The sequence below is a fragment of the Streptomyces sp. NPDC051104 genome (assembly GCF_040682835.1).
GTDB classification, from domain to species: Bacteria; Actinomycetota; Actinomycetes; order Streptomycetales; family Streptomycetaceae; genus Streptomyces; species Streptomyces cynarae.
This window is the reverse complement of the sequence record NZ_JBFBBS010000019.1, coordinates 68,625-93,169: the sequence shown is the minus strand read 5'-3', so window position 1 is coordinate 93,169 and position 24,545 is coordinate 68,625. Positions and strand designations below refer to the sequence as shown.

Genomic DNA, 24,545 nt, shown 5'->3' with positions numbered 1-24,545 from the left:
GCCGCGGGATCGATTCTCCGACCTGGGAGCTGTGGGAATGAGCGGGACTGGTCGTGCGGACAAGGGCCGCGGACGGCTCGGCAGCAGGCTGTCGGGGCTGGCCGTGGCCCTCGGCTGTGTGCTCTTCCTCGGCGGGTTCGTCTGGGGCGCGATCGTCTACCAGCCCTACACCGTGCCCACCAACTCCATGTCGCCCACCATCGCCGCCGGTGACCGGGTCCTCGCACAGCGCGTCGACGGCGCCGACGTCAGGCGCGGCGACGTCGTCGTCTTCCGCCAGACGACCTGGGGCAACATGCCGCTGGTCAAGCGGGTCGTGGCGGTCGGCGGCGACACCGTCGGCTGCTGCACCGACGGCAAGCTGACCGTCAACGGCAAGCAGATCGACGAGTCCTACCTCGCCAAGGGCGAGCCCGCCGAGTTCAAGACGATCCCCACGATCACGGTCCCCAAGGACCGGCTGTTCGTGCTCGGCGACGAGCGCAGCGGCTCCCTGGACTCCTCCGCCCACCTCACGGAGGCCTTCAACGGCACGGTGCCGCGCAACGCGGTGGACGCCCGTGTGGACGCCGTGGTGTGGCCGATGCACGGCATGCTGGCCCGCCCGACGGGCTTCGAGGCACTGGGCCCACTCTCGTCGCCCGGGCCGCTCCGGCTGATCCTCGGCGTGATCGTGGCGGGCGCGGTACTGGTGCTGGGAGGCGCGGCCTACGGGCCGATCGCGGGGCTCGCGCGACGGGGGCGCGGCACCGCGGTGCGGACGGAGCCGGCCCGTGCCCGCTGAGCCATCCTCGCCCGCGTCGCCCGACGAGCCGTGCGCCGCCGGGCCGCGCAAGGTGGCCCGGGTGGTGCTGCTGGACCCCGACGACCGCATCCTGCTGCTGCACGGCCACGAGCCGGAGGACCCGGCGGACGACTGGTGGTTCACCCCCGGCGGCGGCGTCGAGGGCGACGAGACGCGCGAGCAGGCCGCGCTGCGGGAAGTGGCCGAGGAAACCGGTATCACGCAGGTCGACCTGGGCCCCGTACTGTGGCGGCGCAGGTGCTCGTTCCCGTTCGCGGGCCGCCGCTGGGACCAGGACGAGTGGTACTACCTGGCCCGTACGGCCCAGACGGCCACGGCCGCGCCGAACCTCACGGAACTGGAAAAGCGCAGCGTCGTGGGAGCACGGTGGTGGACGTGTGGGGAACTGGCCGAGGCACATGAGACGGTGTATCCGAGGAGACTCGCCGAGCTGCTGCGCACACTGCTCGACGAAGGTCCCCCCGCCGAACCTGTGACCCTGGACACGGAAATCGTCTAGGGCCTCACAGGAGTGGCGCACAATGGGGGGATCGCACGGCTGAAGGGGAACATGCCATGAGCGCCGAGGACCTCGAGAAGTACGAGACCGAGATGGAGCTCAAGCTCTACCGGGAGTACCGCGATGTCGTCGGTCTGTTCAAATACGTGATCGAGACCGAACGGCGCTTCTACCTCACCAACGACTACGAGATGCAGGTGCACTCGGTCCAGGGCGAGGTGTTCTTCGAGGTGTCCATGGCGGACGCCTGGGTGTGGGACATGTACCGCCCCGCCCGTTTCGTGAAGCAGGTACGAGTTCTTACATTCAAGGACGTGAACATCGAGGAGCTGAACAAGAGCGACCTGGAGCTGCCGGGCGGCTGAGCACCGCGCCCGTGACCACACCCGTGTGGGTGACGGAGTTTTCCACAACCGCCGAGTAGTCCACCAAGATCCATAAGGTGGAGCCCGATGCGTGACGGTTGGCGCCGGAGGTGGTGCCGACATGAACACACACCAGGCACGCAACGCGCTCGGCAGGTACGGAGAAAACGTGGCCGCCCGGCGCCTCACGGCCGCCGGGATGAGCATCCTGGAGCGCAACTGGCGCGACGGCAGAAGCGGCGAGATCGACATCGTGGCCAGGGACGGCGACGTCCTGGTCGTCTGCGAGGTGAAGACCCGCAGGGGCGGCACCTTCGAGCACCCGATGGCCGCCGTGACCCCCCAGAAGGCCCAGCGGCTGCGCAACCTCGCCGAACGCTGGATCCAGGCCCACGGCGGCGCCCCACCGGGAGGCGTCCGCATCGACCTGATCGGCGTCCTGCTCCCGCAGCGCGGAGCACCCGCCGTCCAGCACGCGCGGGGGGTGGCCTGACATGGGCTTCGCGCGCACATGCTCCGTGGCACTGGTCGGCGTCGAAGGCGTGGTCGTCGAGGTCCAGGCCGACCTCGAACCAGGCGTCGCGGCATTCACCCTCGTGGGCCTGCCCGACAAGAGCCTCACGGAGAGCCGGGACCGGGTCCGGGCCGCCGTGGTCAACTCGGGCGGCGAATGGCCCCAGAAGAAGCTCACCGTCGGACTCAGCCCCGCCTCCGTGCCCAAGGCCGGCAGCGGCTTCGACCTCGCCGTCGCCTGCGCGGTACTCGGCGCCGCCGAACGCATCGACCCCAGGGTGCTCGCCGACATCGTCATGATCGGCGAACTCGGCCTGGACGGACGGGTCCGGCCGGTCCGCGGCATCCTGCCCGCGGTCCTGGCCGCCGCGGACGCGGGCTACGAACAGGTGGTCGTGCCGGAATGCGCCGCCGCCGAGGCCACACTGGTACCCGGCGTGTCCGTACTCGGCGTCCGCAGCCTGCGGCAACTGATCGCCGTCCTCGCCGACGAGCCCGTACCCGACGAGGAGCCGGACGTGCAGGGCCGTCCCGATCCCCTCCTCGCCGGCCTGCGCGTGCCAGGCACCGGAGCCGCCACCGGGACGCACAGCGTGGGCGCCGCACAGCACGACACCGGCCACGACCTCGCCGACGTCGTGGGCCAGAACTCGGCGCGCACCGCGGTCGAGGTGGCCGCGGCCGGCGGCCACCACCTCTTCCTCGAAGGGCCGCCCGGAGTCGGCAAGACCATGCTCGCCGAACGGCTGCCCGCCGTCCTGCCCAGACTCGGCAGGCAGGAATCGCTGGAAGTCACCGCGGTGCACTCGGTGGCCGGCCTGCTCCCACCCGGCAAACCCCTGATCGACATCGCCCCCTACTGTGCCCCGCACCACTCGGCCACCATGCAGGCCCTCGTCGGGGGCGGCCCCGGCACCGCCCGGCCCGGCGCCGTGTCACTCGCCCACCGAGGGGTCCTCTTCCTGGACGAAACCCCCGAGTTCAGCAGCCACGCCCTGGACGCCCTGCGACAGCCCCTGGAGTCCGGGCACGTCGTGATCGCCCGCAGCGCCGGTGTCGTGCGGTTCCCCGCGAAGTTCCTCATGGTGCTCGCCGCCAACCCCTGCCCCTGCGGACGCTTCTCCCAGCGCGACACCCACTGCGAATGCCCGCCCTCGGCGATCCGCCGCTACCAGGCCCGACTCTCCGGCCCCCTCCTCGACCGGGTCGACCTGCGCGTCGAGGTCGACCCCGTCACCCGGGCCGAACTCACCGACCGCGGCGCCCGCGGCGAGACCACCGCGACCGTCGCCGACCGAGTCCGCGCCGCTAGGCAGCGAGCGGCGGCACGCCTCGCGGACACCCCCTGGCGGACCAACAGCGAAGTGCCGGGACGCGAACTGCGCAGCCGCTGGCGCGCGGCGCCCGGCGCCATGGACGAGGCCGAGCGCAACCTGGAACGGGGCGTGCTCACCGCCCGGGGACTCGACCGCGTGCTGCGCGTGGCCTGGACGGTCGCCGACCTCGTGGGCCACGACCGGCCCAACGCCACGGACGTCGCCCTGGCACTGCAACTGCGCACTGGCGTTCCGCGGGGCGTGCCGATGACGATCGGAGCCTCGGCATGAGCGAGGACGGCACCCTCGACGCCGCATCCCTCGCCCGGATCTTCCTCACCCGGGTCATCGAGCCCGGGGACGAGGTGGCCGGCCGCTGGCTGCGGGAACGCGGCCCCGAAGAGCTGGCCCGACGGCTGGGCGAAGGCGGCAAGCGGCTGCCGGGGGTGACGGACAAACGGTGGGCAGGACTGCTCGCGCGCGCCGCACGAGCCGAGCCCGAGCGCGACTGGGCCGCCGCCCGAGATGCCGGCGTGAGGTTCGTGTGCCCCGGGACGGCCGAGTGGCCGGCCCAGCTCGACGACCTCGGAGACGCCCGCCCTATCGGGCTGTGGATGCGAGGGCGCCCCAGCCTGCGGATGTGGGCCCTGAAGTCCGTCGCGCTCGTCGGCGCACGGGCCTGCACCGAGTACGGCGCACACATCGCGGCCACGCTCGCCGCCGACCTCGCCGAACGCGGCTGGGTCGTCGTGTCGGGGGGCGCCTACGGCGTCGACGGCGCCGCCCACCGGGGCGCCCTCGGAGCCGGCGGTGCCACCGTCGCCGTCCTCGCCTGCGGCGTCGACCGGCCCTACCCGCGCGGGCACAGCCGGCTGATCGGCAGGATCGCGGAACAGGGACTGGTCGTGGGGGAGCTGCCGCCCGGGGAACATCCGACACCGAGCCGGTTCATCGTCCGCAACAGGGTCATCGCCGCACTCACCCGCGGCACCGTCGTCGTCGAGGCCGCCCACCGCAGCGGCTCCCTGGCCACCGCGCGTGCCGCCGGACGGCTCGGCCGCTTCGTCATGGGCGTCCCCGGACCCGTCACCAGCGGACTCTCGGCCGGTGTGCACGAACTGCTGCGCGGCGAAGCCGTACTCGTCACCGACGCAGCGGACGTCGTGGAACTGGTCGGCGACATGGGCGAACTGGCCCCGGACCGACGCGGCCCCGTCCTGCCCCGCGACCTGCTGCAACCCGCCGCCCGACGGATCCTGGCCGCCCTGCCCGCACGCGGCACCGCATCCGCGGCCGAGATCGCCCGCAGCGCGCAGACGACCCAGGACGACGCGGTCGGGAGACTGTACGAACTCCGATCACTTGGATTCGTCGAACGACACGGCGATGGCTGGAAGTTGACACGCCAGGCCATCACAGCCGGTCGACAAGATCAGCTCTGGTGCTGACCGAGCGTGTGTCGGCCGTCCGGGCGACCCCCGACAGCCTTGGCGTTTCCCGCAGTTGACCCTTTCCGGCGATCACAGACGGCTACCACGGCACCCGCGGCAACCGCCCCACACGGCCCGTTCGCGCACGGGTGATCCGTTGCCCTTCGCGCACTGCGACACCACAGTCACGCTACGCTCACGAGGTTCCGACTCAGACAGGCCATCTCGACACCAGACCGACAGCTCACCCAGGCATCACCAGTTCACGGCAGAACGGCACAAGGCGACGAATGCCCCAGCACACCTCCGGGTCCGACCGGGCGGCGCTTCCCCCAGCCGCCCGTGACGGCGGCAGCGTGCGCCCGCCCGCTCCCTCGACGCTCGACGAGTTGTGGCGGTCGTACAAGGAGACGGGGGACGAGCGGTTGCGGGAGCAGCTGATCCTGCACTACTCACCGTTGGTGAAGTACGTGGCCGGCCGGGTGAGCGTCGGCCTGCCGGCCAACGTGGACCAGGCCGACTTCGTGTCATCGGGGGTCTTCGGGCTGATCGACGCGATCGAGAAGTTCGACATCGACCGGGAGATCAAGTTCGAGACGTACGCGATCACCCGCATCCGGGGCGCCATGATCGACGAACTGCGGGCGCTGGACTGGATCCCACGATCGGTACGGCAGAAGGCACGCAGTGTGGAGCGGGCGTACGCGACCCTGGAGGCGCGCCTGAGGCGGACCCCGACCGAGGCGGAGGTGGCCGCGGAGATGGGCATCGGCGTGGAGGAGCTCCATGCCGTCTTCAGCCAGTTGTCACTCGCGAACGTGGTGGCCCTGGAGGAACTGCTGCACGTGGGCGGTGAGGACGGCGACGGGCTGAGCTTCATGGACACGCTGGAGGACACCGCCGCCGACAACCCGGTCGAGGTGGCCGAGGACCGGGAGCTGCGGAGGTTCCTGGCACGAGCCATCAACACGCTGCCCGAGCGGGAGAAGACCGTGGTCACGCTCTACTACTACGAGGGGCTCACGCTCGCCGAGATCGGCAACGTGCTCGGCGTGACCGAGAGCCGGGTGAGCCAGATCCACACGAAGTCGGTCCTGCAGCTGAGGGCCAAGCTGGCGGCCTTCGGCCGCTGAGGCGCAATCCCGTCACCGGCGCGTGTGGCCCGAGTGACTGCCGTCGCCGGCGGTCCGTCCGTACAGTGGGGGACGTGCCAAGGATTCGAGCGGCCTCTGTGGCCGAGCACCGGTCGATGCAGCGAGCCGCCCTGCTGGACGCGGCACGGTCCCTGCTGTCCGAGGGAGGCACGGAGGCATTGACCTTCCCGGCCCTCGCCGAGCGCACGGGCCTTGCCCGCTCCTCCGTCTACGAGTACTTCCGCTCCCGCGCGGCCGTCGTCGAGGAACTCTGCGCGGTCGACTTCCCCGTGTGGGCGGCGGAGGTCGAGGCCGCGATGGCGTCGGCGGAAGGCCCCGAGGCCAAGATCGAAGCGTACGTACGACGGCAGCTCGCCCTCGTGGGGGACCGGCGGCACCGGGCCGTGGTGGCCATCTCGGCCAGCGAACTCGACGCCGGGGCCCGCGAGAAGATCAGGGCGGCGCACGGCGGGCTCGTCGCGATGATCGTCGAAGCCCTGCGCGACATGGGCCACCGCGAACCCCGACTGGCCGCGATGCTGCTCCAAGGCGTGGTCGACGCGGCGGTACGGCGGATCGAACTGGGCGCGGCGGAGGATCCGGCGTCGATCACGGAGGTGGCGGTGGCGATGGTGCTGCGCGGCGTCCGGGGCTGAATCCACTCCCGGGGGCCCTCCCCCCTCCCCCCCGCCCACCCCACCACCCAAGCCCCCACTCACGGCACCGACACAGTCACCGATTCCGGCACAGGCACCCCCTCTACAGCCAGCAGTCGAGACGGCCCCGCACGCAGCAGCCACGGCGGCAGGAGCGACAGCGGGTCCAGGTACGTGTCCCCTCGGCGCAGACCCCAGTGCAGGCAGGGGCCCGGGCAGTGGGCCGTCGGTGGTTCCAGTACGCCCAGTACATCGCCCGGGTGCACCTCGTCCCCTTCCCGTACCGACGCGCGCACCGGTTCGTACGTCGTGCGCAGCGGTGGGTCGCCGGTGCCCGTCAGGTCGACCGAGACCACGCCCCGTCCCGCCACCCGGCCCGCGAACGTCACCCGCCCGGCGGCGACCGCCCGTACCGGATCGCCCGCGGCTGCCGCCAGGTCCACGCCGCGGTGGCCCGGGCCGTACGGAGTCGCCGGGGGTTCCCAGCCCCGTACCACCGTGGGGCGCACACCCACCGGCCACAGGCGGCCCATGGCCGGCACCGTGGCGCCAGGGTCCGGCGCAGGCGCCCCTGGCGAAGGCCCCCGGGCCGCCGCAGGCACCGCTGTCGACGGCCCGCGGGCCGGCATCGGCACCGCCGCCGACGGCCAGCCGCCCGCCCACGCCGCCGAGGCCGGGACCCCCGCCATGACCAGCAGCAGTGCCGTCGGCCATGTCCGCACACATCGTTTCGTTCGCATGGGAGTACCGTGCCGGACGACGGGCCGGGCCTGCCGGAACCTGTGGACAAGTGCCCGGTTGTGGACAGCGGCGTCACCCGCCGCCCCGGCGGTCCCGTACACTTCTTGTGGCGATCCGGGTCACCGGGTCGACTTCGCACGCCCCGACAACGGCCCCTCACGGGCCGGTGTCAGCGCCTCCTCGGTCCTTCGCGGCACGGCGCACGCGGGCGTCAGGGACAACCGAGAAAACACAAGGAGAACGGCCATGGCCGTCGTCACGATGCGGGAGCTGCTGGAGAGCGGCGTCCACTTCGGTCACCAGACCCGTCGCTGGAACCCGAAGATGAAGCGCTTCATCTTCACCGAGCGCAACGGCATCTACATCATCGACCTGCTCCAGTCGCTGTCGTACATCGACCGCGCCTACGAGTTCGTCAAGGAGACCGTCGCCCACGGCGGCACGGTCATGTTCGTCGGCACGAAGAAGCAGGCGCAGGAGGCCATCGCCGAGCAGGCCACCCGCGTCGGCATGCCGTACGTCAACCAGCGCTGGCTGGGCGGCATGCTCACCAACTTCTCGACCGTCTACAAGCGTCTGCAGCGCCTGAAGGAGCTCGAGCAGATCGACTTCGAGGACGTCGCGTCCTCTGGTCTGACCAAGAAGGAGCTTCTGGTCCTCTCCCGCGAGAAGGCCAAGCTGGAGAAGACCCTCGGCGGTATCCGCGAGATGCAGAAGGTGCCGAGCGCCGTCTGGATCGTGGACACCAAGAAGGAGCACATCGCGGTCGGTGAGGCCCGGAAGCTCAACATCCCGGTCGTCGCCATCCTCGACACCAACTGCGACCCCGACGAGGTCGACTACAAGATCCCGGGCAACGACGACGCGATCCGCTCCGTCACCCTGCTCACCCGTGTGATCGCCGACGCGGTCGCCGAGGGCCTCATCGCCCGTTCCGGCGTGGCCGCCGAGGGCAAGGGCGAGAAGGCCGCCGGCGAGCCGCTCGCCGAGTGGGAGCGTGACCTGCTCGAGGGCGAGAAGAAGGCCGAGGAGGCCCCCGCTGCCGAGGCCGAGAAGCCGGCCGAGGCTCCGGTCGCCGAGGCTCCGGTCGCCGAGGCTCCGGTCGCCGAGGCTCCGGCCGCCGAGGCTCCGGCCGCCGAGGGCGAGCAGGCCTGACCTTCAGGGCCGTTCGGCTGATGTGAGGGCGGGCGGCGCCGTGAGCGCCATCCGCCGTTCATCCGCAGCCTTTAGATCTGCTTCAGGCCGACGGATCCGCATCGGTGGATCTTCACCGGCAGCAGATCTCCGTAGCCCGTAGATCTTCGGCGGCCGCTCGCCCCCCGGGTCGGCGGCCGCCGCTTCGAGACTTCGAACTCCGAGAAGAGATTCACAGAATCATGGCGAACTACACCGCCGCCGACGTCAAGAAGCTCCGTGAGCTCACCGGCGCCGGCATGATGGACTGCAAGAAGGCGCTGGACGAGGCCGAGGGCAACGTCGACAAGGCCGTCGAGGCGCTCCGCATCAAGGGCCAGAAGGGCGTCGCCAAGCGCGAGGGCCGCTCCGCCGAGAACGGCGCCGTGGTCTCCATCATCGCCGACGACAACTCCTCCGGTGTCCTCGTCGAGCTGAAGTGCGAGACCGACTTCGTCGCCAAGGGCGAGAAGTTCCAGGCCGTCGCCCAGGCGATCGCCGAGCACGTCGCCAAGACCTCCCCGGCCGACCTCGAGGGCCTGCTCGCCTCCGAGATCGAGCCCGGCAAGACCGTGCAGGCGTTCGTCGACGAGGCCAACGCCAACCTCGGCGAGAAGATCGTCCTCGACCGCTTCGCGCAGTTCGCCGACGGCTACGTGACGGCGTACATGCACCGCACGATGCCCGACCTGCCGTTCCAGATCGGTGTGCTCGTCGAGCTCGACAAGCCGAACGCCGAGGTCGCCAAGGGCGTCGCCCAGCACATCGCCGCCTTCGCGCCGAAGTACCTCTCCAAGGAGGACGTCCCGGCCGAGGTCGTCGAGTCCGAGCGCCGCATCGCCGAGGAGACCACCCGCGCCGAGGGCAAGCCCGAGGCCGCCCTGCCGAAGATCGTCGAGGGTCGCCTCAACGGCTTCTTCAAGGACGCCACGCTGCTCGGCCAGCCCTACGCGCTGGACAACAAGAAGTCCGTCCAGAAGGTCCTGGAAGAGGCCGGTGTCACCCTGAAGCGCTTCACGCGCATCAAGGTCGGCATCTGAGTCCGGACCGCGATCGACGCGCGACCCCGGTAGGGTCGAAAGCAGTCGTCTGCGCGCTCGCGTAGGCCGACCCGCACACGCGTGTGGCGGACGACAGCAGATCTGACGAGGAGGCCATTGCCGCGCATGGGATGCGAAACACGCCCCACCGGCAATGGCCTTCTTCGTATGTGCACCACGAGGAGATCTCCATGAGCACCAAGGCCGAGAAGAGCGACGACGGCAAAGTTCGCGGCCGGTTCCTGCTGAAGCTGTCCGGAGAGGCGTTCTCCGGCGGCACCGGACTGGGCGTCGACCCGGACGTGGTGCACGCCATCGCCCGGGAGATCGCGGCCGTGGTGCGCGACGGATCCCAGATCGCCGTCGTCATCGGCGGCGGCAACTTCTTCCGCGGCGCGGAACTCCAGCAGCGCGGCATGGACCGGGCCCGCTCCGACTACATGGGCATGCTGGGCACGGTCATGAACTGCCTCGCCCTCCAGGACTTCCTGGAGAAGGAGGGCATCGACTCGCGCGTGCAGACCGCCATCACCATGGGCCAGGTCGCCGAGCCGTACATCCCGCTGCGCGCCGTGCGCCACCTGGAGAAGGGCCGCGTGGTCATCTTCGGCGCCGGTATGGGCATGCCGTACTTCTCCACCGACACGACCGCCGCCCAGCGAGCCCTCGAGATCGACGCCGAGGCGCTGCTGATGGGTAAGAACGGTGTGGACGGGGTCTACGACTCCGACCCGAAGACCAACCCCGAGGCCGTCAAGTTCGACTCGCTCAGCTACGGCGAGGTCATCACACGCGACCTGAAGGTCGCCGACATGACCGCGATCACGCTGTGCCGGGACAACAAGCTGCCCATCCTCGTCTTCGAGCTGCTGGCGGAGGGCAATATCGCCCGGGCCGTCAAGGGTGAGAAGATCGGCACACTCGTGGGTGACCAAGGCGGCCGGGAGTGACCGGAGGCAGACCCGTCGGGGGTTAACCCCGTCCGGGCGAGGGACCCTGACCGGGGGATGGACAATGTCCTGCCGGTCGGGAACCGTGCAGGAAGAAGACGCGACGCAGCCGGCCGCAGACCGATGAGGACCGTTGCCGGGCCTACTCAAGACACGCAGGAGCAAGTGGTGATCGAAGAGACCCTCCTCGAGGCCGAGGAGAAGATGGAGAAGGCCGTCGTGGTCGCCAAGGAGGACTTCGCCGCGATCCGCACCGGTCGTGCGCACCCGGCGATGTTCAACAAGATCGTGGCCGACTACTACGGCGCACCGACGCCGATCAACCAGCTGGCCTCGTTCTCGGTGCCGGAACCGCGTATGGCCGTGGTGACGCCGTTCGACAAGAGCGCGCTGCGCAACATCGAGCAGGCGATCCGCGACTCCGACCTGGGCGTCAACCCGAGCAATGACGGCAACATCATCCGTGTGGTGTTCCCCGAGCTCACCGAGGAGCGGCGTCGTGAGTACATCAAGGTCGCCAAGGGCAAGGGCGAGGACGCCAAGGTCTCGATCCGCTCCGTGCGCCGCAAGGCGAAGGACGCCATCGACAAGCTCGTCAAGGACGGCGAGGTCGGCGAGGACGAGGGCCGCCGTGCGGAGAAGGAGCTCGACGACACCACCGCGAAGTACGTCGCGCAGGTGGACGAGCTGCTCAAGCACAAGGAAGCGGAGCTCCTCGAGGTCTGATGAACGACTCTTCCTGGGGGGCGCCGCCACAGGCCGGGTACTGGGGGCCCACCGAGCAGGGGCCTGGCCAGGGCGTCGGCCCGCCGGGTCCCGCGTACGATGCGCATGACGCCCAGCAGACTCGCCCCATGCCCATCGTGCCCGAGGTACCCGCGCCCGGCGGAGACCAGGATGACGACCGGGGGGTCGCCGCCCGTCGACGCGGCCCCTTGTTCCGCGACGAGACGCCGCAGGTGCCGTCCCCGTGGGCGGCGCCGCAGAATACGGAGCCCATGCCCGACGCCCCACAGCCGGCACCCGCACCGCAGAAGAAGAGTGCGGGCCGTGACCTGGGCGCGGCCATAGGGGTCGGCGTCGGGCTCGGCGTCGTGATCGTCGCGTCGTTGTTCATCGTCAAGGCCGTGTTCGTCGGTGTCATAGCGGTCGCCGTCGTGGTGGGCCTGTGGGAGCTGACGAAGCGGCTGGAGGAACGCAAGAGCATCAAGGCGCCACTGGTGCCGCTCGCGGTCGGCGGCGCGGCGATGGTCGTCGCCGGGTATGTGCGGGGCGCCGAGGGAGCGTGGGTGGCGATGGCGCTGACCGCGCTCGCGGCCCTGGTGTGGCGCATGACGGAACCGCCGGACGGCTACCTCCGGGACGTCACGGCAGGCGTCTTCGCGGCCTTCTACGTGCCGTTCCTGGCCACGTTCGTCGCCATGATGCTCACGGCCGACGACGGCCCGCAGCGCGTGCTGACCTTCCTGCTCCTGACGGTCGTGAGCGACACGGGCGCGTATGCGATCGGCTGGCGCTTCGGCCGGCACAAGCTGGCCCCGCGCATCAGTCCCGGCAAGACCCGCGAGGGTCTCATAGGTGCGGTCACCTTCGCGATGGGCGCGGGCGCCCTGTGCATGCAGTTCCTGATCGACGGCGGTGCCTGGTGGCAGGGTCTGCTGCTGGGGCTCGCGGTCGCGGCCAGCGCCACCCTCGGCGACCTCGGCGAGTCCATGATCAAACGAGACCTGGGCATCAAGGACATGGGCACACTGCTGCCGGGCCACGGGGGCATCATGGACCGCCTCGACTCCTTGCTGCCGACGGCGCCGGTGGTGTGGCTGCTGATGGTGATCTTCGTGGGGTCGGCCTGACCTGCGCTGTCCGGGCAGAGGGGCTCGTCGTCCACAGGGCGGTGGACCCCTCTGTCGCGTCGACACCCAGCAGATGCGCCCACCTGTGAAGGTCTGCCGATGAAGGGTCGGGTTTCCTGACAGGCCTTGCGGGCGCCGGTCTCCCTGACATAACTACATGCGTCATGAACCTTTTCGGCCGCAGCTCTCCACTCCGACGCGCGGCGGTTCCCGCCGCACCCGTGGCCCCCGGTGCCCCGCTGAGCCCCGCCGCCCCGGCGCATCCCGGTGTCGGCGTTCTGCCTGATCCCGCCCTGCAGGCCCTCACCGGCGAGTGGATGATCGACCCCGCGCACAGCAGGATCGGGTTCTCCGTGCGACACGCCATGGTGACGACGGTGCGCGGCGCCTTCACGCAGTACGACAGCCGCCTCTACTTCGACGGCCGCGACCCGGCCCGCTCCCGTGCCGACATCGCGCTGTTCACCGCCAGCGTCGACACCGGTGTCGAGCAACGCGACGCGCACCTGGTCGGCCGCGACTTCCTGGACTCCGCGACCTACCCGCGGATGATCTTCACCAGTACCGCTGTGCACCTCGCGGACAAGGACGTCTACCGCATGACCGGTGACCTCACCATCAAGGACACCACCCGTCCCGTCGACCTGGAACTCACCTACATCGGCCATGTGACGGACCCGTTCGGTTACGAGCGCGTCGGCTTCGACGGCACCACCACGATCAACCGTTCCGACTGGGGCCTGACCTACAACGCCAGGCTGGCCGAGGGCGGCGCCATGGTGAGCGAGAAGGTCCGCCTCCAGTTCGACATCGCGGCCATCCGCGCCACCGCCACCGCCTGACGGAGCACGCGAGCCGCGCAGGAGACCGAACCGGCCTTCGCGGCCTCGCGAATCTTCGGTCGCGGGCCACACCAGTGGATCTGAGACACTGGGAGGACCATGCCCAAGCCCGGAGAACTCACTTTCGTCGCGCCGCGCGGAGCCAAGACGCCGCCGCGGCATCTCGCCGATCTCTCGCCCGCCGAGCGCAAGGAGGCGGTCGCCGCGATCGGTGAGAAGCCGTTCCGCGCCAAGCAGCTCTCGCAGCACTACTTCGCGCGGTTCGCGCACGACCCGGAGCAGTGGACCGACATCCCCGCGCCCTCCCGTGGCAAGCTCCAGGAGGCGCTGCTCCCGGAGCTGATGACGGTCGTCCGGCATCTGGCGACGGACCAGGGCACCACCCGTAAGACGCTGTGGCGGCTGTTCGACGGCACGCTCGTCGAGTCCGTGCTCATGCGCTATCCGGACCGGGTCACCATGTGCATCAGCTCGCAGGCGGGTTGTGGCATGAACTGCCCGTTCTGCGCCACCGGCCAGGCGGGCCTGGACCGCAACCTGTCGACCGCCGAGATCGTGCACCAGATCGTGGACGGCATGCGGGCGCTGCGCGACGGCGAGATCCCCGGCGGCCCGGCGCGGCTGTCCAACATCGTCTTCATGGGCATGGGCGAGCCCCTCGCGAACTACAAGCGGGTCGTCGGCGCCGTCCGCGCCCTCACCGACCCCGCGCCGGACGGGCTCGGCCTCTCGCAGCGCGGCATCACCGTCTCCACCGTCGGACTGGTGCCGGCCATCCACCGGTTCGCCGACGAGGGCTTCAAGTGCCGTCTCGCCATCTCCCTGCACGCCCCGGACGACGAGCTGCGCGACACCCTCGTTCCCGTCAACACGCGGTGGAAGGTGCGCGAGGTCCTCGACGCCGGGTTCGACTACGTCGAGAAGTCCGGACGCCGGCTGTCCATCGAGTACGCCCTCATCCGGGACATCAACGACCAGGCGTGGCGCGGCGATCTGCTGGGCCGGCTGCTCAAGGGCAAGCCCGTGCACGTCAACCTGATCCCGCTGAACCCGACGCCCGGCTCCAAGTGGACCGCCTCCCGCCCCGAGGACGAGAAGGCGTTCGTCGAGGCGATCGCCGCCCACAGTGTGCCGGTGACGATCCGGGACACCCGTGGTCAGGAGATCGACGGGGCGTGCGGTCAGCTCGCCGCCACCGAGCGGTAGTCTGAGGGCCGTCAGTCAGTACGTACATCTTCATATTCCGACAGGGGAGCGCCACAGCGCTGAGAGTGCGGTAGCGACCGCAGACCCTCTGAACCTCGCCCAGGTCATTCTGGGTAGGGAGTTCGGTCTTCACTCGAGCTGTTGTGCCCTGCCCGGGACCCTCCGAGGTCCGGGGCGGGGCCGCGTCTCTTCCTGGTCACCCCCAGGAGGAATCCAGTTGAGCATCACCGGTAAGCAGTGGGCGGCCGTGGCCGTCGGGCTGGGCATGGTCACGCTGTCCGCGTGCGGATCGTCCGGTTTTGGAAGTGGGAACGGCGGCGGCGACTCCAAGACCGTGACCCTCGTCAGCCATGACTCGTGGGCCGCCTCCAAGAGCGTCATCGCGGCGTTCGAGAAGGAGTCCGGCTACACCGTCAAGGTCCTCAAGGACGGCGACGCGGGCCAGGCCGTCAACAAGGCGATCCTCACCAAGGACAACCCGCAGGGCGACGTCTTCTTCGGCGTCGACAACACACTGCTGTCCAGGGCGCTGGACAACGGCCTGTTCCAGCCGTACGAGGCCAAGGGCCTCGACCAGGTCGGCACCCAGTACCAGCTGGACGCGGACAAGCACCGGGTCACGCCCATCGACTACGGCGACATCTGTGTCAACTACGACAAGAAGTACTTCGCCGACCACAAGCTGACCCCGCCGGCGTCCTTCGACGACCTCGTCAAGCCCGAGTACAAGAACCTCCTCGTCACCGAGAACGCCTCCACGTCCTCACCCGGCCTCGGCTTCCTGCTCGGCACCGCCGCGAAGTACGGCGACGGCGGCTGGCCGGACTACTGGAAGAAGCTCAAGGCCAACGGCGTGAAGGTGGTAGACGGCTGGGAGCAGGCCTACAACGAGGAGTTCTCCGGCTCCGCCGGCGGGAAGAAGGCCAAGGGGGACCGGCCGCTCGTCGTCTCCTACGCCTCCTCGCCGCCCGCCGAGGTCGTCTACGCCGACCCCCGGCCCAAGACCGCGCCGACCGGTGTCGCCACCGGCACCTGCTTCCGCCAGATCGAGTTCGCCGGTCTGCTGAGCAACGCGCACAACACCAAGGGCGGCAAGGCGTTCCTCGACTTCCTGATCAGCAGGAGGTTCCAGGAGGACATGCCGCTCAACATGTTCGTCTACCCGGTGGTCGAGGGAGCGAAGGTGCCCACGGAGTTCACCGAGTACGGGCCCGCGGCCAAGGACCCCGAGACCATGGCCCCCACGAAGATCGCCGCCAACCGTGACCAGTGGGTCAAGTCGTGGACGTCGCTCGTACTGAAGTGACCCCCCACAGGCGGGGGAACGCGGCGCGGCTCGGGCTGATGGCCCTGCCCGTCGCGTTCTTCGCGGTCTTCTTCGCCTACCCCGTCGCGGCGATCGTCGCGCGCGGTGTGAAGGCGGACGGGGCCTGGCGGCTCGGGCGGGTCGTGGACGTGCTCGCCGAGCCGGACATGCGGCACGTGCTGTGGTTCACCACCTGGCAGGCGCTCGCCTCCACCGCTCTTACCCTGCTGATCGCGCTGCCCGGCGCGTATGTCTTCGCGCGTTACGACTTCCCGGGCAGGCAGGTGCTGCGCGCCGTCGTCACCGTCCCGTTCGTGCTGCCCACGGTCGTCGTCGGCACCGCCTTCCTGGCGCTGGTGGGTCGCGGTGGACTCTTCGACGACCTGTGGGGCATACGGCTCGACACCACCGTGTGGGCCATCCTGCTCGCCCACGTCTTCTTCAACTACGCCGTCGTCGTCCGCACGGTCGGCGGCCTTTGGGCGCAACTCGACCCCCGCCAGGAGGAGGCCGCGCGCGTGCTCGGCGCCTGTCGGCTCACGGCCTGGCGGATGGTGACGCTGCCCGCGCTCGCACCGGCGGTGGCCGCCGCCGCGCTGATGGTGTTCCTGTTCACCTTCACCTCCTTCGGCGTGGTGCAGATCCTCGGCGGCCCCACCTTCTCCACCCTCGAGGTGGAGATCTACCGGCAGACCTCGGAGATCTTCGACCTGTCCACCGCCGCAGTGCTGACGATCGTCCAGTTCGTCGCGGTGGGCGCGATCCTCGGGGTGCACGCCTGGACGGTGCGCCGCCGGGAGAGCGCGCTGAAACTGGTCGACCCGTCGCGCACGGCGCGCAGGCCGCGCGGGGCCGCACAGTGGGCGCTGCTCGGCGCGGTCCTCGCGACCGTCGCCCTCCTGCTCGTCCTGCCGCTCGCCGTCCTCGTCCAGCGCTCCCTCGACGCGCCCGGGTTCGCCTACTACAAGGCGCTGACCCGCACCGACGACAGCACCTTCCTCGTCCCGCCCGTCGACGCCATGGTGAACTCCCTCCAGTACGCCGTCGTGGCCACCCTCATCGCGGTACTGATCGGCTCGCTCGCCGCCGCGGCCCTCGCCCGCAGGGACGCCGGCCGGCTCGTACGGGGCTTCGACGCGCTGCTGATGCTGCCGCTCGGCGTGTCCGCGGTGACCGTCGGCTTCGGCTTCCTCATCGCGCTCGACAAACCGCCGCTGGACCTGCGCGGCTCCTGGATCCTGGTGCCGCTCGCGCAGGCCCTGGTGGGCGCCCCCTTCGTCGTCCGCACCATGCTGCCGGTGCTGCGGGCCGTGGACGAACGGCTGCGGGAGGCGGCCGCCGTGCTCGGGGCGTCGCCGTGGCGGGTGTGGCGCGAGGTCGATCTGCCGATCGTGCGGCGGGCGCTGCTGATCGCCGCCGGGTTCGCGTTCGCCGTGTCGCTGGGCGAGTTCGGGGCGACCGTGTTCATCGCGCGGCCCGACAACCCGACGCTGCCGGTGGCCGTGGCGCGGCTGCTCGCGCGGCCCGGCGACCTCAACTACGGGCAGGCGATGGCCCTGTCGACGATTCTGATGGTGGTGTGCGCGGTGGCGCTGGGCGTCCTGGAGAGGTTGCGGACCGATCGGACGGGGGAGTTCTGACGATGCTCACGCTGCAAGGCGCGACCGTACGCTTCGACCGGCGGACCGCGCTCGACCGAGTGGACCTCGAGGTCGCCGAGCAGGAGATCGTGTGCGTGCTCGGGCCGAGCGGCAGCGGCAAGTCGACGCTGCTGCGGACGGTGGCCGGGCTGCAACCCCTCGATGAGGGGCGGCTGTTCCTCGACAGCCGTGACCTGGACGGGGTGCCCGCGCACCGGCGCGGGGTGGGCCTGATGTTCCAGGACCATCAGCTGTTCCCGCAGCGGGACGTCGGCGGGAACGTCGCCTTCGGGCTGCGTATGCGCAAAACCGCGCGCGCCGAACGGGAGGAACGCGTAACGGAGTTGCTCGACCTGGTCGGACTTCCGGGGGCCGCGCGCAGGGCGGTGTCGGAACTCTCCGGCGGCGAACAGCAGCGCGTCGCGCTCGCCCGCGCCCTCGCGCCCCGGCCACGGCTGCTGATGCTGGACGAGCCGCTGGGCCAGCTCGACCGGTCCCTGCGCGAGCGGCTCGTCGTCGAACTGCGCGACCTGTTCGGCCGCTTGGGTACGACCGTGCTCGCCGTCACCCACGACCAGGGCGAGGCCTTCGCTCTCGCCGACCGGGTCGTGGTGATGCGCGACGGGCGGATCGCCCAGTCCGGTACGCCGCTCGAGGTGTGGCAGCGGCCCGCGAACGAGTTCGTGGCGCGCTTCCTCGGATTCGACAACGTGGTGGAGGCGACCGTCGCCGGCGAGGCCGCGGACACCCCGTGGGGCAAGCTCCCGGTCCCGGAAGGCTCCCCGCAGGGGGCCGGCACACTGCTGGTCCGCCCGGCGGGCGTACGGTTGACGGCGGCCACCGAGGGCCTGCGCTGCACCGTGACCGCCCGCACCTTCCGCGGTACTCACGTCGCCGTACGCCTGCAACCGGAGGAGGCCCCCGCACTGGAGGCGGCCTGCCCGCTGCGGTCGGCCCCGGGGCCCGGGGACGAGGTCGGGGTCGTGTTCGACGCAGCGGAAATCGTGGTGCTCGGCGGCGCGTCCGCCACCTAGGGTGGCGATCATGGCGGACTGGGATATGCGCCCGGCGTCGATGTCGGACGTCGAGGCAGTGGTCGAGTTGCGTGCCGTGGTGATGCGGGCTGATCTGGAACGGCTCGGGCGGTACGACGAGCAGCGGGTGCGGCAGCGGCTGCGGGACCGATTCGACCCGGCCCACACATGGGTGATCGAGGTGGGCGGTGCGTTCGCCGGCTGCGTGGCGCTGCGACCGGCCGAGGACGCCCACTGGCTGGAGCACTTCTACCTGGCCCCGCATCTTCAGGGCAGCGGTATCGGTTCGGGCGTGCTGCGCGAACTGCTGGAGCGGTGTGACTCCCGCGGTGTCCTCGTCCGGTTGAACGTGCTGCAGGGCAGTCCCGCCCGACGGCTCTACGAGCGGCACGGGTTCACAGTGGAGACCGAGGATCCGGTGGACGTGTTCATGGTTCGGAAGCCGGCCTGATGTGCGGCACGCACGACGGCCCGCCCCGGCAAAAGGGGCGGGCCGTCGATTCGTACGGGCGAGGAGGCGTCAGTTGCCCTTCGACGCGCCGCCGCGGCGGCGCATGCCGAAGAACACCGCGCCGCCACCGATGACGACCAGGCCGCCGGCGATACCGGCGATCACGGGCGTGTTGGAGCCGGCGCCTGTCTCGGCGAGGTTGGAGCTGCCCGCCGCCGGCGAGGGGGAGTTGTCCCCGGCCGCGGCGGGGGCCGTGCTCTGCGCCTGCGACGGCGTGGCGGACGAGGACGGGGTGGCCGACGGGGTCGGGGTGTCCGAGGCCGGCGGGGTGGACTCGGAGGCCGGCGGGGTGGTCTCCGAGGTGGCGCAGGCCTTCGACGGGGTGGTCAGGATGTCGAGGTCCTGGTGGAGGATGCCCTCGACGTCGATGTGGACGCGGTACTTGGCGTTCGCCGCCCAGTTCTCGGAGAACGTGACGATCGCCCCGTCCTGGGAGCCGGTGATCGTCTTCTCACCGACCTTCTTCGCGTCCGCGCCGTTCTCTTCCAGGTAGACGCTGACGGTCGCCTCCTTGCGCGAGGCGTCCTTGTCGGTGACGGTGATGCTGCCCTTCCCGCTGTCGCAGGACGCGACGGCCGAGAAGTCACCAATGTTGCAGGCGAGCGCGTTGCCGGCGACGCCGAGTGCGAGCGCCGCGGAGGCCGAGGCGACGCCGAGGATGCGCACCGTTCGAGCGGTGCGGGAGGATATGGACACGATTGCCCTTCACGGGATGCGCAATTGCGGGGGGTTCAGGGGAAGTTGCGCTGCAATCACAACTTTCCCGAGAGGCTCACAGGTTTATAAGCGGCAGCTAAGTGCTGTCAACGCCGATGTCCGGCATGACGGTCGTCTTTGCCTGCTCATTAACCGCCCATGCGTTTGGAATCCGCAGAACCGTTCTCAACTCCCCGCCGGGGCACCCCCGTTCACCTGCGCGTGCTCAGCCCTGCACCGCCGCCGGGTCCATCCACATGACCTCCCAGGTGTGGCCGTCCGGGTCGTCGAAGGCACGGCCGTACATGTGGCCGTAGTCCTGCGCCTCGTCGGACACCGTGCCGCCCGCGGCGACCGCCCGGTCGACCAACTCGTCGACCTTCTCGCGGCTTTCGGCGCTCAGGCACAGCAGCACCTCGCTGGTCCTGGTGGCGTCCGCGATCTCCTTCTTGGTGAAGTTGGCGTAGTGCTGGTGGCTCAGCATCATCGCGATGATGGTGTCGCTGATCACGACGCAGGCGCAGTCGTCCGTCGTGAACTGCGGGTTGATCGTGTAGCCCAGCTCCGTGAAGAACTTCTTCGACGTCTCGACGTCGGCGACGGGCAGGTTCACGAAGATCATCTGCTGGTACATGGGCTGCCTCTCTTTCAACATGCTGATGAGCCGTACGCAGAGATGGACCGCGCGCCGATGCGAAACTCATCGCCGGTCGCGAAAAAACTTTCCGGGATGGTCTCAGGCCGTCAGCGGCATCGCCGCCAGCTCCGCGACGACCCAGGTCAGCGGCGTGAACACCACCGCCAGAGCGCCCGCGCGCAGCAGTGCCGCGGTGCGCAGCACGGTGGCCGGGGCGCCGAGCCGCACCAGCGCGGCGACCGTGTCGGTGCGCGCCTGCCTCGCCTCGACCGCGGCCGTCGCCAGTGCCGCGACCGCGCAGCCCCCCACCACCGCAGCGCCCAGCGTCGTCAACGGTCCCGGGGACGGGCGCGTGTCGGCGTACAGCGCCGCCATGGCGTAGAAGCCCGACGCCACCGCGCACACCACCCCGAGCGGCCGGCCGATCCGCCGTGCCTCCTCCTGCAGACCGCGCCCGGCCAGCAGCCGCACGGCACCCGGGCGCACCGCCTGCAGCAGCCACCCGCACAGATGCGTCAGCACGGGCCCGGCCAGCGCGAGCCCCAGCGCGGTCAGCGCCCAGCCCGCGAGCACCGCCACGGGCCCGCCCGTGAGCCCGCCGGGCAACGGAGCACTCGGCGCCGGGCCCGGCCGGCTCGCGTGCGCCTCGACGGCGAACCCCGCGGCGAGCGCGGCCACACCCCAGGGCAGGCCGCCGGGGGCGGGCTGGAGGCCGGTGGGAGGCTCCGGTGCCGGATCCTCGGCCGGCACTTCGGGGACGTCGTCGGCGCCGGGGTCGGCGGCGCCACCGCGCGGTGGCCGTTCGCCCCGCGGGCGCAGCGCCACCGCGGTCGCCACGGACGCCGTGAACGGCACCAGCGCCAGCAGCGTGAGCGCGGCGGGGACGGGCAGGGGCTGGTCGGCGGCGAGGAGGCCCGCCGCCGCGCCGTCGAACGGCATCCCCGTCGGGTCGCCGCGCAGATGCAGGAAGCCCAACAGTGCCAGCAGCGAGCCGAGGGAGGTCGCGAAGGCCGTGGTGGCCGCCGAAAGGGCCATCAGCCGGGCCGGGCCGAGGCCGATCGCCGCCAGACCGGACCGTGGACGGGTGCCCGGGTCCGTGCGGGCGACGGCGACCGCGAGGTACACGGTGGCCGCGATCGGCGCGAGGCACCAGGCCAGCCGCAGCGTCGAACCGTCCGCCGCCTCCGGGTGCCCCAGCGCGTACCCCAGCGTGAACAGCAGCAGGAAGCCCGTGCCCGCCGAGGCCGCGACGACCAGGAGCCGGCGGAGCTGGACCAGGGGGCGCGCCCCGCGGGCTAGGCGGAGAGCGAGCACGTCTGACGGCCTTCCGTCTCGGACACCGGTGGCAGATGAACGGTGTTCACGCGCCGCCCGTCCAGCAGCGACACCGTCCGGTCGGCGAGGCCCGCGGCCTGAGCCGGGTGTGTGGCGATGACGACGGTGATGCCGTGCGAGCGGGCCGCCGTGGTGAGCGTGCGCAGCACCTGGGCGCCGTCGGCGCGGTGCAGGGAGGCGGTGGGCTCGTCCGCGAAGAGCACGGTCGGGCAGGTGGCGAGCGCCCGGGCGACGGCGATCCGCTGGCGCTGCGCCTGGGTGAGCTCGTGGGGGCGCTTGCGGGCGCTGTCGCCGACGTCGAGGCGTTCCAGCCACTCCAGCGCGGCGGTCTTGGCGCGGCGGCGGCTGGTGCCGCGCAGCAGAAGCGGCAGCGCGGCGTTCTCCCAGGCGTTCAGCTCGGGGACCAGCATCGGCACCGGGTCGATCCAGCCGAACCGGTCGCGCCGCAGCCTCTCGCGGGTGAGCGGGCCCATGGTGTGCACGGGCGTGCTGTTGAACCAGACCTCGCCCCCCTGGGTGGGCAGCAGCCCCGCCAGACACTGCAGCAGGGTCGTCTTGCCGCTGCCGCGCGGGCCGGTGACGGCCAGGATCTCACCCTCGCGCACCCCCAGGGAGACCCCGCGCAGCGCGGGTGAGCCGTTGTGCTGGAAGTGCAGGGCGCGTGCCCAGAGCACGTCGTTGTCCGGCGGGGCCACCATCGCGTACACCTCGGTTCTGATCCGTTTTCCCGTGCCGATCCCCGTCCGGGGGACCCGTTCGGGCGAACGATGGCAAGGGCGATCGGTCACCTCGCACGCTAAGCAAGCGGCACCCGTGAGCCCGGACAGCGAACGGCCCCGGACCCCCGTTTCTCACTCGAACGGGTGGCCCGGGGCCGTTGCTGATCATCCGGGAGGACGAATCCCGCACCGACCGGTCACAGCTTGGTCCATGCCTCCGTGAGGGTGGCGCGCAGGATCTGCTCGATCTCGTCGAAGGTCTCCTGGTTCGAGATCAGCGGCGGGGCGAGCTGGACGACCGGGTCGCCGCGGTCGTCGGCGCGGCAGTACAGGCCGTTGTCGAACAGCGCCTTGGACAGGAAGCCGTACAGGACGCGCTCGGTCTCCTCCTCGTCGAAGGACTCCTTGGTGGCCTTGTCCTTGACCAGCTCGATGCCGTAGAAGAAGCCGTTGCCGCGGACGTCGCCGACGATCGGCAGGTCGTGCAGCTTCTCCAGCGTCGCGCGGAACGCGCCCTCGTTGTCCAGCACGTGCTGGTTCAGGCCCTCGCGTTCGAACAGGTCGAGGTTGGCCAGGCCCACCGCGGCGGAGACCGGGTGGCCGCCGAAGGTGTAGCCGTGCAGGAAGGTGTTGTCGCCCTTGTAGAAGGGCTCGGCGAGGCGGTCGGAGACGATGCACGCGCCGATCGGGGAGTAGCCCGAGGTCATGCCCTTGGCGCAGGTGATCATGTCCGGGACGTAGCCGAACTTGTCGCATGCGAACATCGTGCCGAGGCGGCCGAAGGCGCAGATGACCTCGTCCGAGACCAGCAGCACGTCGTACTGGTCGCAGATCTCGCGCACCCGCTGGAAGTAGCCGGGCGGCGGCGGGAAGCAGCCGCCGGCGTTCTGCACCGGCTCCAGGAAGACCGCGGCGACCGTGTCCGGGCCCTCGAAGAGGATCTGCTGCTCGATCTGGTCGGCGGCCCAGCGGCCGAAGGCCTCCGGGTCGTCGCCGAAGATCGGGGCCCGGTAGATGTTCGTGTTGGGGACCTTGTGCGCGCCCGGGACCAGGGGCTCGAAGGGGGCCTTCAGGCCCGGAAGGCCGGTGATGGACAGGGCGCCCTGCGGGGTGCCGTGGTAGGCGACCGCGCGGGATATGACCTTGTGCTTGGCGGGCTTGCCGACCAGCTTGAAGTACTGCTTGGCGAGCTTCCAGGCGGTCTCGACCGCCTCGCCGCCGCCCGTGGTGAAGAAGACCTTGTTCAGGTCGCCCGGGGCGTGGTCGGCGAGCCGCTCCGCGAGCTCGACGGCCTTGGGGTGGGCGTAGGACCACACCGGGAAGAACGCCAGCTCCTGCGCCTGCTTGAACGCCGTCTCCGCCAGCTCCGTGCGTCCGTGGCCCGCCTGGACCACGAAGAGACCGGCGAGACCGTCGAGGTAGCGCTTGCCCTTGTCGTCGTAGATGTAGGTGCCCTCGCCCCGGACGATGGTGGGGACGGGCGCGTTCTCGTACGAGGACATGCGGGTGAAGTGCATCCACAGGTGGTCGTACGCGGTCTTGCTGAGGTCCTTGGTACTCACGGCTATCGGGTTCCCCACATGTAGGTCTGCTTCTTCAGCTTGAGGTAGACGAAGCTCTCGGTGGAGCGGACTCCGGGGACGGCCCGGATGCGTTTGTTGATGACTTCCAGCAGGTGGTCGTCGTCCTCGCAGACGATCTCCACCATCAGGTCGAACGAACCCGCGGTCATCACGACGTACTCGCACTCGTCCATGGCGGCCAGCGTGTCGGCCGCGGACTCCACGTCGCCCTCGACGTTCACCCCGACCATCGCCTGCCGGCGGAAGCCCACGGTGAGCGGGTCCGTGACGGCGACGATCTGCATCACGCCCTGGTCGAGCAGCTTCTGGACGCGCTGGCGCACCGCCGCCTCGGACAGGCCGACGGCCTTGCCGATCGCGGCGTACGGCCGGCGGCCGTCCTCCTGGAGCTGTTCGACGATGGCGAGGGAGACGGCGTCCAGCTGGGGTGTGCCGTTCTTGGACTCGCGGGAGTCCCTCTGGTCTGCGCTTCGACTGGCCACGACCTCACTGTGCCCGACGTATCAACAGTTCCGCAAGGCAGTTTCGATGAAATTCGTTGTTTCCGTGATCTCAGTCTGCG

The 24,545-nt window shown here is 70.6% G+C and carries 26 protein-coding genes and 1 riboswitch; of the genes, 19 read left to right on the top strand and 7 right to left on the bottom strand.

Annotated elements, in window-relative coordinates:
- Positions 1–37: 37 nt before the first annotated feature.
- The 8 genes from lepB to AB0N14_RS24520 all read left to right on the top strand — a co-directional run bounded on the left by lepB (position 38) and on the right by AB0N14_RS24520 (position 6,717).
- A complete protein-coding gene (gene lepB / locus AB0N14_RS24555; RefSeq protein ID WP_366027851.1) occupies positions 38–784 on the top strand; it encodes a signal peptidase I in 747 nt (248 codons plus the stop codon).
- Positions 774–1,304: an NUDIX hydrolase gene (locus AB0N14_RS24550; protein WP_366027850.1), complete on the top strand. Its 531-nt coding sequence runs from the start codon at positions 774–776 to the stop codon at positions 1,302–1,304. Before lepB ends, AB0N14_RS24550 begins: the two co-directional genes overlap by 11 nt.
- A gap of 56 nt (positions 1,305–1,360) precedes the next feature.
- Positions 1,361–1,669: a DUF2469 domain-containing protein gene (locus AB0N14_RS24545; RefSeq protein WP_003965949.1), complete on the top strand. Its 309-nt coding sequence runs from the start codon at positions 1,361–1,363 to the stop codon at positions 1,667–1,669.
- A gap of 91 nt (positions 1,670–1,760) precedes the next feature.
- Positions 1,761–2,162: a YraN family protein gene (locus AB0N14_RS24540; protein WP_366027849.1), complete on the top strand. Its 402-nt coding sequence runs from the start codon at positions 1,761–1,763 to the stop codon at positions 2,160–2,162.
- Between the two features lies 1 nt (position 2,163).
- Positions 2,164–3,789, top strand: a complete 1,626-nt coding sequence (locus AB0N14_RS24535; protein WP_366027848.1) for a YifB family Mg chelatase-like AAA ATPase — start codon at positions 2,164–2,166, stop codon at positions 3,787–3,789.
- On the top strand, positions 3,786–4,946 hold the full coding sequence (dprA, locus tag AB0N14_RS24530; protein WP_366027847.1) for a DNA-processing protein DprA: 1,161 nt from the start codon (positions 3,786–3,788) through the stop codon (positions 4,944–4,946). The genes AB0N14_RS24535 and dprA overlap by 4 nt, the downstream gene beginning before the upstream one ends.
- Before the next feature lie 272 nt (positions 4,947–5,218).
- Positions 5,219–6,061, top strand: a complete 843-nt coding sequence (gene whiG, locus AB0N14_RS24525; protein WP_366027846.1) for an RNA polymerase sigma factor WhiG — start codon at positions 5,219–5,221, stop codon at positions 6,059–6,061.
- 98 nt (positions 6,062–6,159) lie between these two features.
- Complete coding sequence (locus tag AB0N14_RS24520; protein ID WP_366027881.1) at positions 6,160–6,717, top strand: helix-turn-helix domain-containing protein; 558 nt, start codon at positions 6,160–6,162, stop codon at positions 6,715–6,717.
- Between the two features lie 59 nt (positions 6,718–6,776).
- On the opposite strand, the gene AB0N14_RS24515 is transcribed toward AB0N14_RS24520, so the two are convergent.
- A complete protein-coding gene (locus tag AB0N14_RS24515) occupies positions 6,777–7,346 on the bottom strand; it encodes a M23 family metallopeptidase (RefSeq protein ID WP_366027880.1) in 570 nt (189 codons plus the stop codon).
- A 358-nt stretch (positions 7,347–7,704) separates the two neighbouring features.
- Between AB0N14_RS24515 and rpsB the strand changes: the two genes are divergently transcribed.
- The 11 genes from rpsB to AB0N14_RS24460 all read left to right on the top strand — a co-directional run bounded on the left by rpsB (position 7,705) and on the right by AB0N14_RS24460 (position 18,953).
- Complete coding sequence (gene rpsB / locus AB0N14_RS24510) at positions 7,705–8,613, top strand: 30S ribosomal protein S2 (protein WP_366027845.1); 909 nt, start codon at positions 7,705–7,707, stop codon at positions 8,611–8,613.
- A 221-nt stretch (positions 8,614–8,834) separates the two neighbouring features.
- Positions 8,835–9,671, top strand: coding sequence for a translation elongation factor Ts (tsf, locus tag AB0N14_RS24505; protein ID WP_366027844.1), 837 nt, complete (start codon positions 8,835–8,837; stop codon positions 9,669–9,671).
- 191 nt (positions 9,672–9,862) lie between these two features.
- The gene (gene pyrH / locus AB0N14_RS24500; RefSeq protein WP_366027843.1) at positions 9,863–10,621 is read left to right on the top strand and encodes a UMP kinase; all 759 of its coding nucleotides are present in this window, start codon (positions 9,863–9,865) and stop codon (positions 10,619–10,621) included.
- 168 nt (positions 10,622–10,789) lie between these two features.
- Positions 10,790–11,347: a ribosome recycling factor gene (gene frr, locus AB0N14_RS24495; RefSeq protein WP_044388432.1), complete on the top strand. Its 558-nt coding sequence runs from the start codon at positions 10,790–10,792 to the stop codon at positions 11,345–11,347.
- Positions 11,347–12,474: a phosphatidate cytidylyltransferase gene (locus AB0N14_RS24490; RefSeq protein ID WP_366027842.1), complete on the top strand. Its 1,128-nt coding sequence runs from the start codon at positions 11,347–11,349 to the stop codon at positions 12,472–12,474. The genes frr and AB0N14_RS24490 overlap by 1 nt, the downstream gene beginning before the upstream one ends.
- Before the next feature lie 164 nt (positions 12,475–12,638).
- Positions 12,639–13,316, top strand: a complete 678-nt coding sequence (locus AB0N14_RS24485) for a YceI family protein (protein ID WP_366027841.1) — start codon at positions 12,639–12,641, stop codon at positions 13,314–13,316.
- Positions 13,317–13,415: 99 nt separating this feature from the next.
- Positions 13,416–14,522 carry a 23S rRNA (adenine(2503)-C(2))-methyltransferase RlmN gene (rlmN, locus tag AB0N14_RS24480; RefSeq protein WP_366027840.1) on the top strand — a complete coding sequence of 369 codons (1,107 nt, stop codon included), beginning with the start codon at positions 13,416–13,418 and terminating at the stop codon, positions 14,520–14,522.
- A 32-nt stretch (positions 14,523–14,554) separates the two neighbouring features.
- Positions 14,555–14,660: riboswitch (TPP riboswitch) on the top strand.
- A 79-nt stretch (positions 14,661–14,739) separates the two neighbouring features.
- Positions 14,740–15,828, top strand: coding sequence for a thiamine ABC transporter substrate-binding protein (locus tag AB0N14_RS24475; RefSeq protein ID WP_366027839.1), 1,089 nt, complete (start codon positions 14,740–14,742; stop codon positions 15,826–15,828).
- Positions 15,804–17,468: an iron ABC transporter permease gene (locus AB0N14_RS24470; protein WP_366027838.1), complete on the top strand. Its 1,665-nt coding sequence runs from the start codon at positions 15,804–15,806 to the stop codon at positions 17,466–17,468. Before AB0N14_RS24475 ends, AB0N14_RS24470 begins: the two co-directional genes overlap by 25 nt.
- A 2-nt stretch (positions 17,469–17,470) precedes the next feature.
- The gene (locus tag AB0N14_RS24465) at positions 17,471–18,502 is read left to right on the top strand and encodes an ABC transporter ATP-binding protein (protein WP_366027837.1); all 1,032 of its coding nucleotides are present in this window, start codon (positions 17,471–17,473) and stop codon (positions 18,500–18,502) included.
- A gap of 10 nt (positions 18,503–18,512) precedes the next feature.
- Positions 18,513–18,953, top strand: coding sequence for a GNAT family N-acetyltransferase (locus AB0N14_RS24460; protein ID WP_366027836.1), 441 nt, complete (start codon positions 18,513–18,515; stop codon positions 18,951–18,953).
- A 69-nt stretch (positions 18,954–19,022) separates the two neighbouring features.
- Here AB0N14_RS24460 and AB0N14_RS24455 read toward each other — a convergent pair whose 3' ends face one another.
- The 6 genes from AB0N14_RS24455 to AB0N14_RS24430 form a co-directional block, all read right to left on the bottom strand.
- The gene (locus AB0N14_RS24455; protein WP_366027835.1) at positions 19,023–19,709 is read right to left on the bottom strand and encodes an LAETG motif-containing sortase-dependent surface protein; all 687 of its coding nucleotides are present in this window, start codon (positions 19,707–19,709) and stop codon (positions 19,023–19,025) included.
- Positions 19,710–19,935: 226 nt separating this feature from the next.
- Positions 19,936–20,343, bottom strand: coding sequence for a VOC family protein (locus AB0N14_RS24450; protein ID WP_366027879.1), 408 nt, complete (start codon positions 20,341–20,343; stop codon positions 19,936–19,938).
- A gap of 102 nt (positions 20,344–20,445) precedes the next feature.
- Entirely contained in the window at positions 20,446–21,660 is a 1,215-nt protein-coding gene (locus AB0N14_RS24445; protein ID WP_366027834.1) for a hypothetical protein, read from the bottom strand.
- Positions 21,642–22,379, bottom strand: coding sequence for an ATP-binding cassette domain-containing protein (locus AB0N14_RS24440; RefSeq protein ID WP_366027833.1), 738 nt, complete (start codon positions 22,377–22,379; stop codon positions 21,642–21,644). The genes AB0N14_RS24445 and AB0N14_RS24440 overlap by 19 nt, the downstream gene beginning before the upstream one ends.
- Before the next feature lie 218 nt (positions 22,380–22,597).
- Positions 22,598–23,962: an aspartate aminotransferase family protein gene (locus AB0N14_RS24435; RefSeq protein ID WP_366027832.1), complete on the bottom strand. Its 1,365-nt coding sequence runs from the start codon at positions 23,960–23,962 to the stop codon at positions 22,598–22,600.
- A 2-nt stretch (positions 23,963–23,964) separates the two neighbouring features.
- The gene (locus AB0N14_RS24430) at positions 23,965–24,465 is read right to left on the bottom strand and encodes an Lrp/AsnC family transcriptional regulator (protein ID WP_366027831.1); all 501 of its coding nucleotides are present in this window, start codon (positions 24,463–24,465) and stop codon (positions 23,965–23,967) included.
- Positions 24,466–24,545 lie beyond the last annotated feature (80 nt).

What these genes read in the sequence shown, in the direction of transcription:
- rlmN (WP_366027840.1), top strand. Translation starts at nt 13,416, where the DNA reads ATGCCCAAGCCCGGAGAACTCACTTTCGTCGCGCCGCGCGGAGCCAAG.
- AB0N14_RS24490 (WP_366027842.1), top strand. Translation starts at nt 11,347, where the DNA reads ATGAACGACTCTTCCTGGGGGGCGCCGCCACAGGCCGGGTACTGGGGG.
- lepB (WP_366027851.1), top strand. Translation starts at nt 38, where the DNA reads ATGAGCGGGACTGGTCGTGCGGACAAGGGCCGCGGACGGCTCGGCAGC.
- AB0N14_RS24460 (WP_366027836.1), top strand. Translation starts at nt 18,513, where the DNA reads ATGGCGGACTGGGATATGCGCCCGGCGTCGATGTCGGACGTCGAGGCA.
- AB0N14_RS24535 (WP_366027848.1), top strand. Translation starts at nt 2,164, where the DNA reads ATGGGCTTCGCGCGCACATGCTCCGTGGCACTGGTCGGCGTCGAAGGC.
- AB0N14_RS24485 (WP_366027841.1), top strand. Translation starts at nt 12,639, where the DNA reads ATGAACCTTTTCGGCCGCAGCTCTCCACTCCGACGCGCGGCGGTTCCC.
- tsf (WP_366027844.1), top strand. Translation starts at nt 8,835, where the DNA reads ATGGCGAACTACACCGCCGCCGACGTCAAGAAGCTCCGTGAGCTCACC.
- AB0N14_RS24545 (WP_003965949.1), top strand. Translation starts at nt 1,361, where the DNA reads ATGAGCGCCGAGGACCTCGAGAAGTACGAGACCGAGATGGAGCTCAAG.
- pyrH (WP_366027843.1), top strand. Translation starts at nt 9,863, where the DNA reads ATGAGCACCAAGGCCGAGAAGAGCGACGACGGCAAAGTTCGCGGCCGG.
- AB0N14_RS24515 (WP_366027880.1), bottom strand. Translation starts at nt 7,346, where the DNA reads ATGCCGGCCCGCGGGCCGTCGACAGCGGTGCCTGCGGCGGCCCGGGGG.
- dprA (WP_366027847.1), top strand. Translation starts at nt 3,786, where the DNA reads ATGAGCGAGGACGGCACCCTCGACGCCGCATCCCTCGCCCGGATCTTC.
- whiG (WP_366027846.1), top strand. Translation starts at nt 5,219, where the DNA reads ATGCCCCAGCACACCTCCGGGTCCGACCGGGCGGCGCTTCCCCCAGCC.
- AB0N14_RS24465 (WP_366027837.1), top strand. Translation starts at nt 17,471, where the DNA reads ATGCTCACGCTGCAAGGCGCGACCGTACGCTTCGACCGGCGGACCGCG.
- rpsB (WP_366027845.1), top strand. Translation starts at nt 7,705, where the DNA reads ATGGCCGTCGTCACGATGCGGGAGCTGCTGGAGAGCGGCGTCCACTTC.
- AB0N14_RS24440 (WP_366027833.1), bottom strand. Translation starts at nt 22,379, where the DNA reads ATGGTGGCCCCGCCGGACAACGACGTGCTCTGGGCACGCGCCCTGCAC.
- AB0N14_RS24450 (WP_366027879.1), bottom strand. Translation starts at nt 20,343, where the DNA reads ATGTACCAGCAGATGATCTTCGTGAACCTGCCCGTCGCCGACGTCGAG.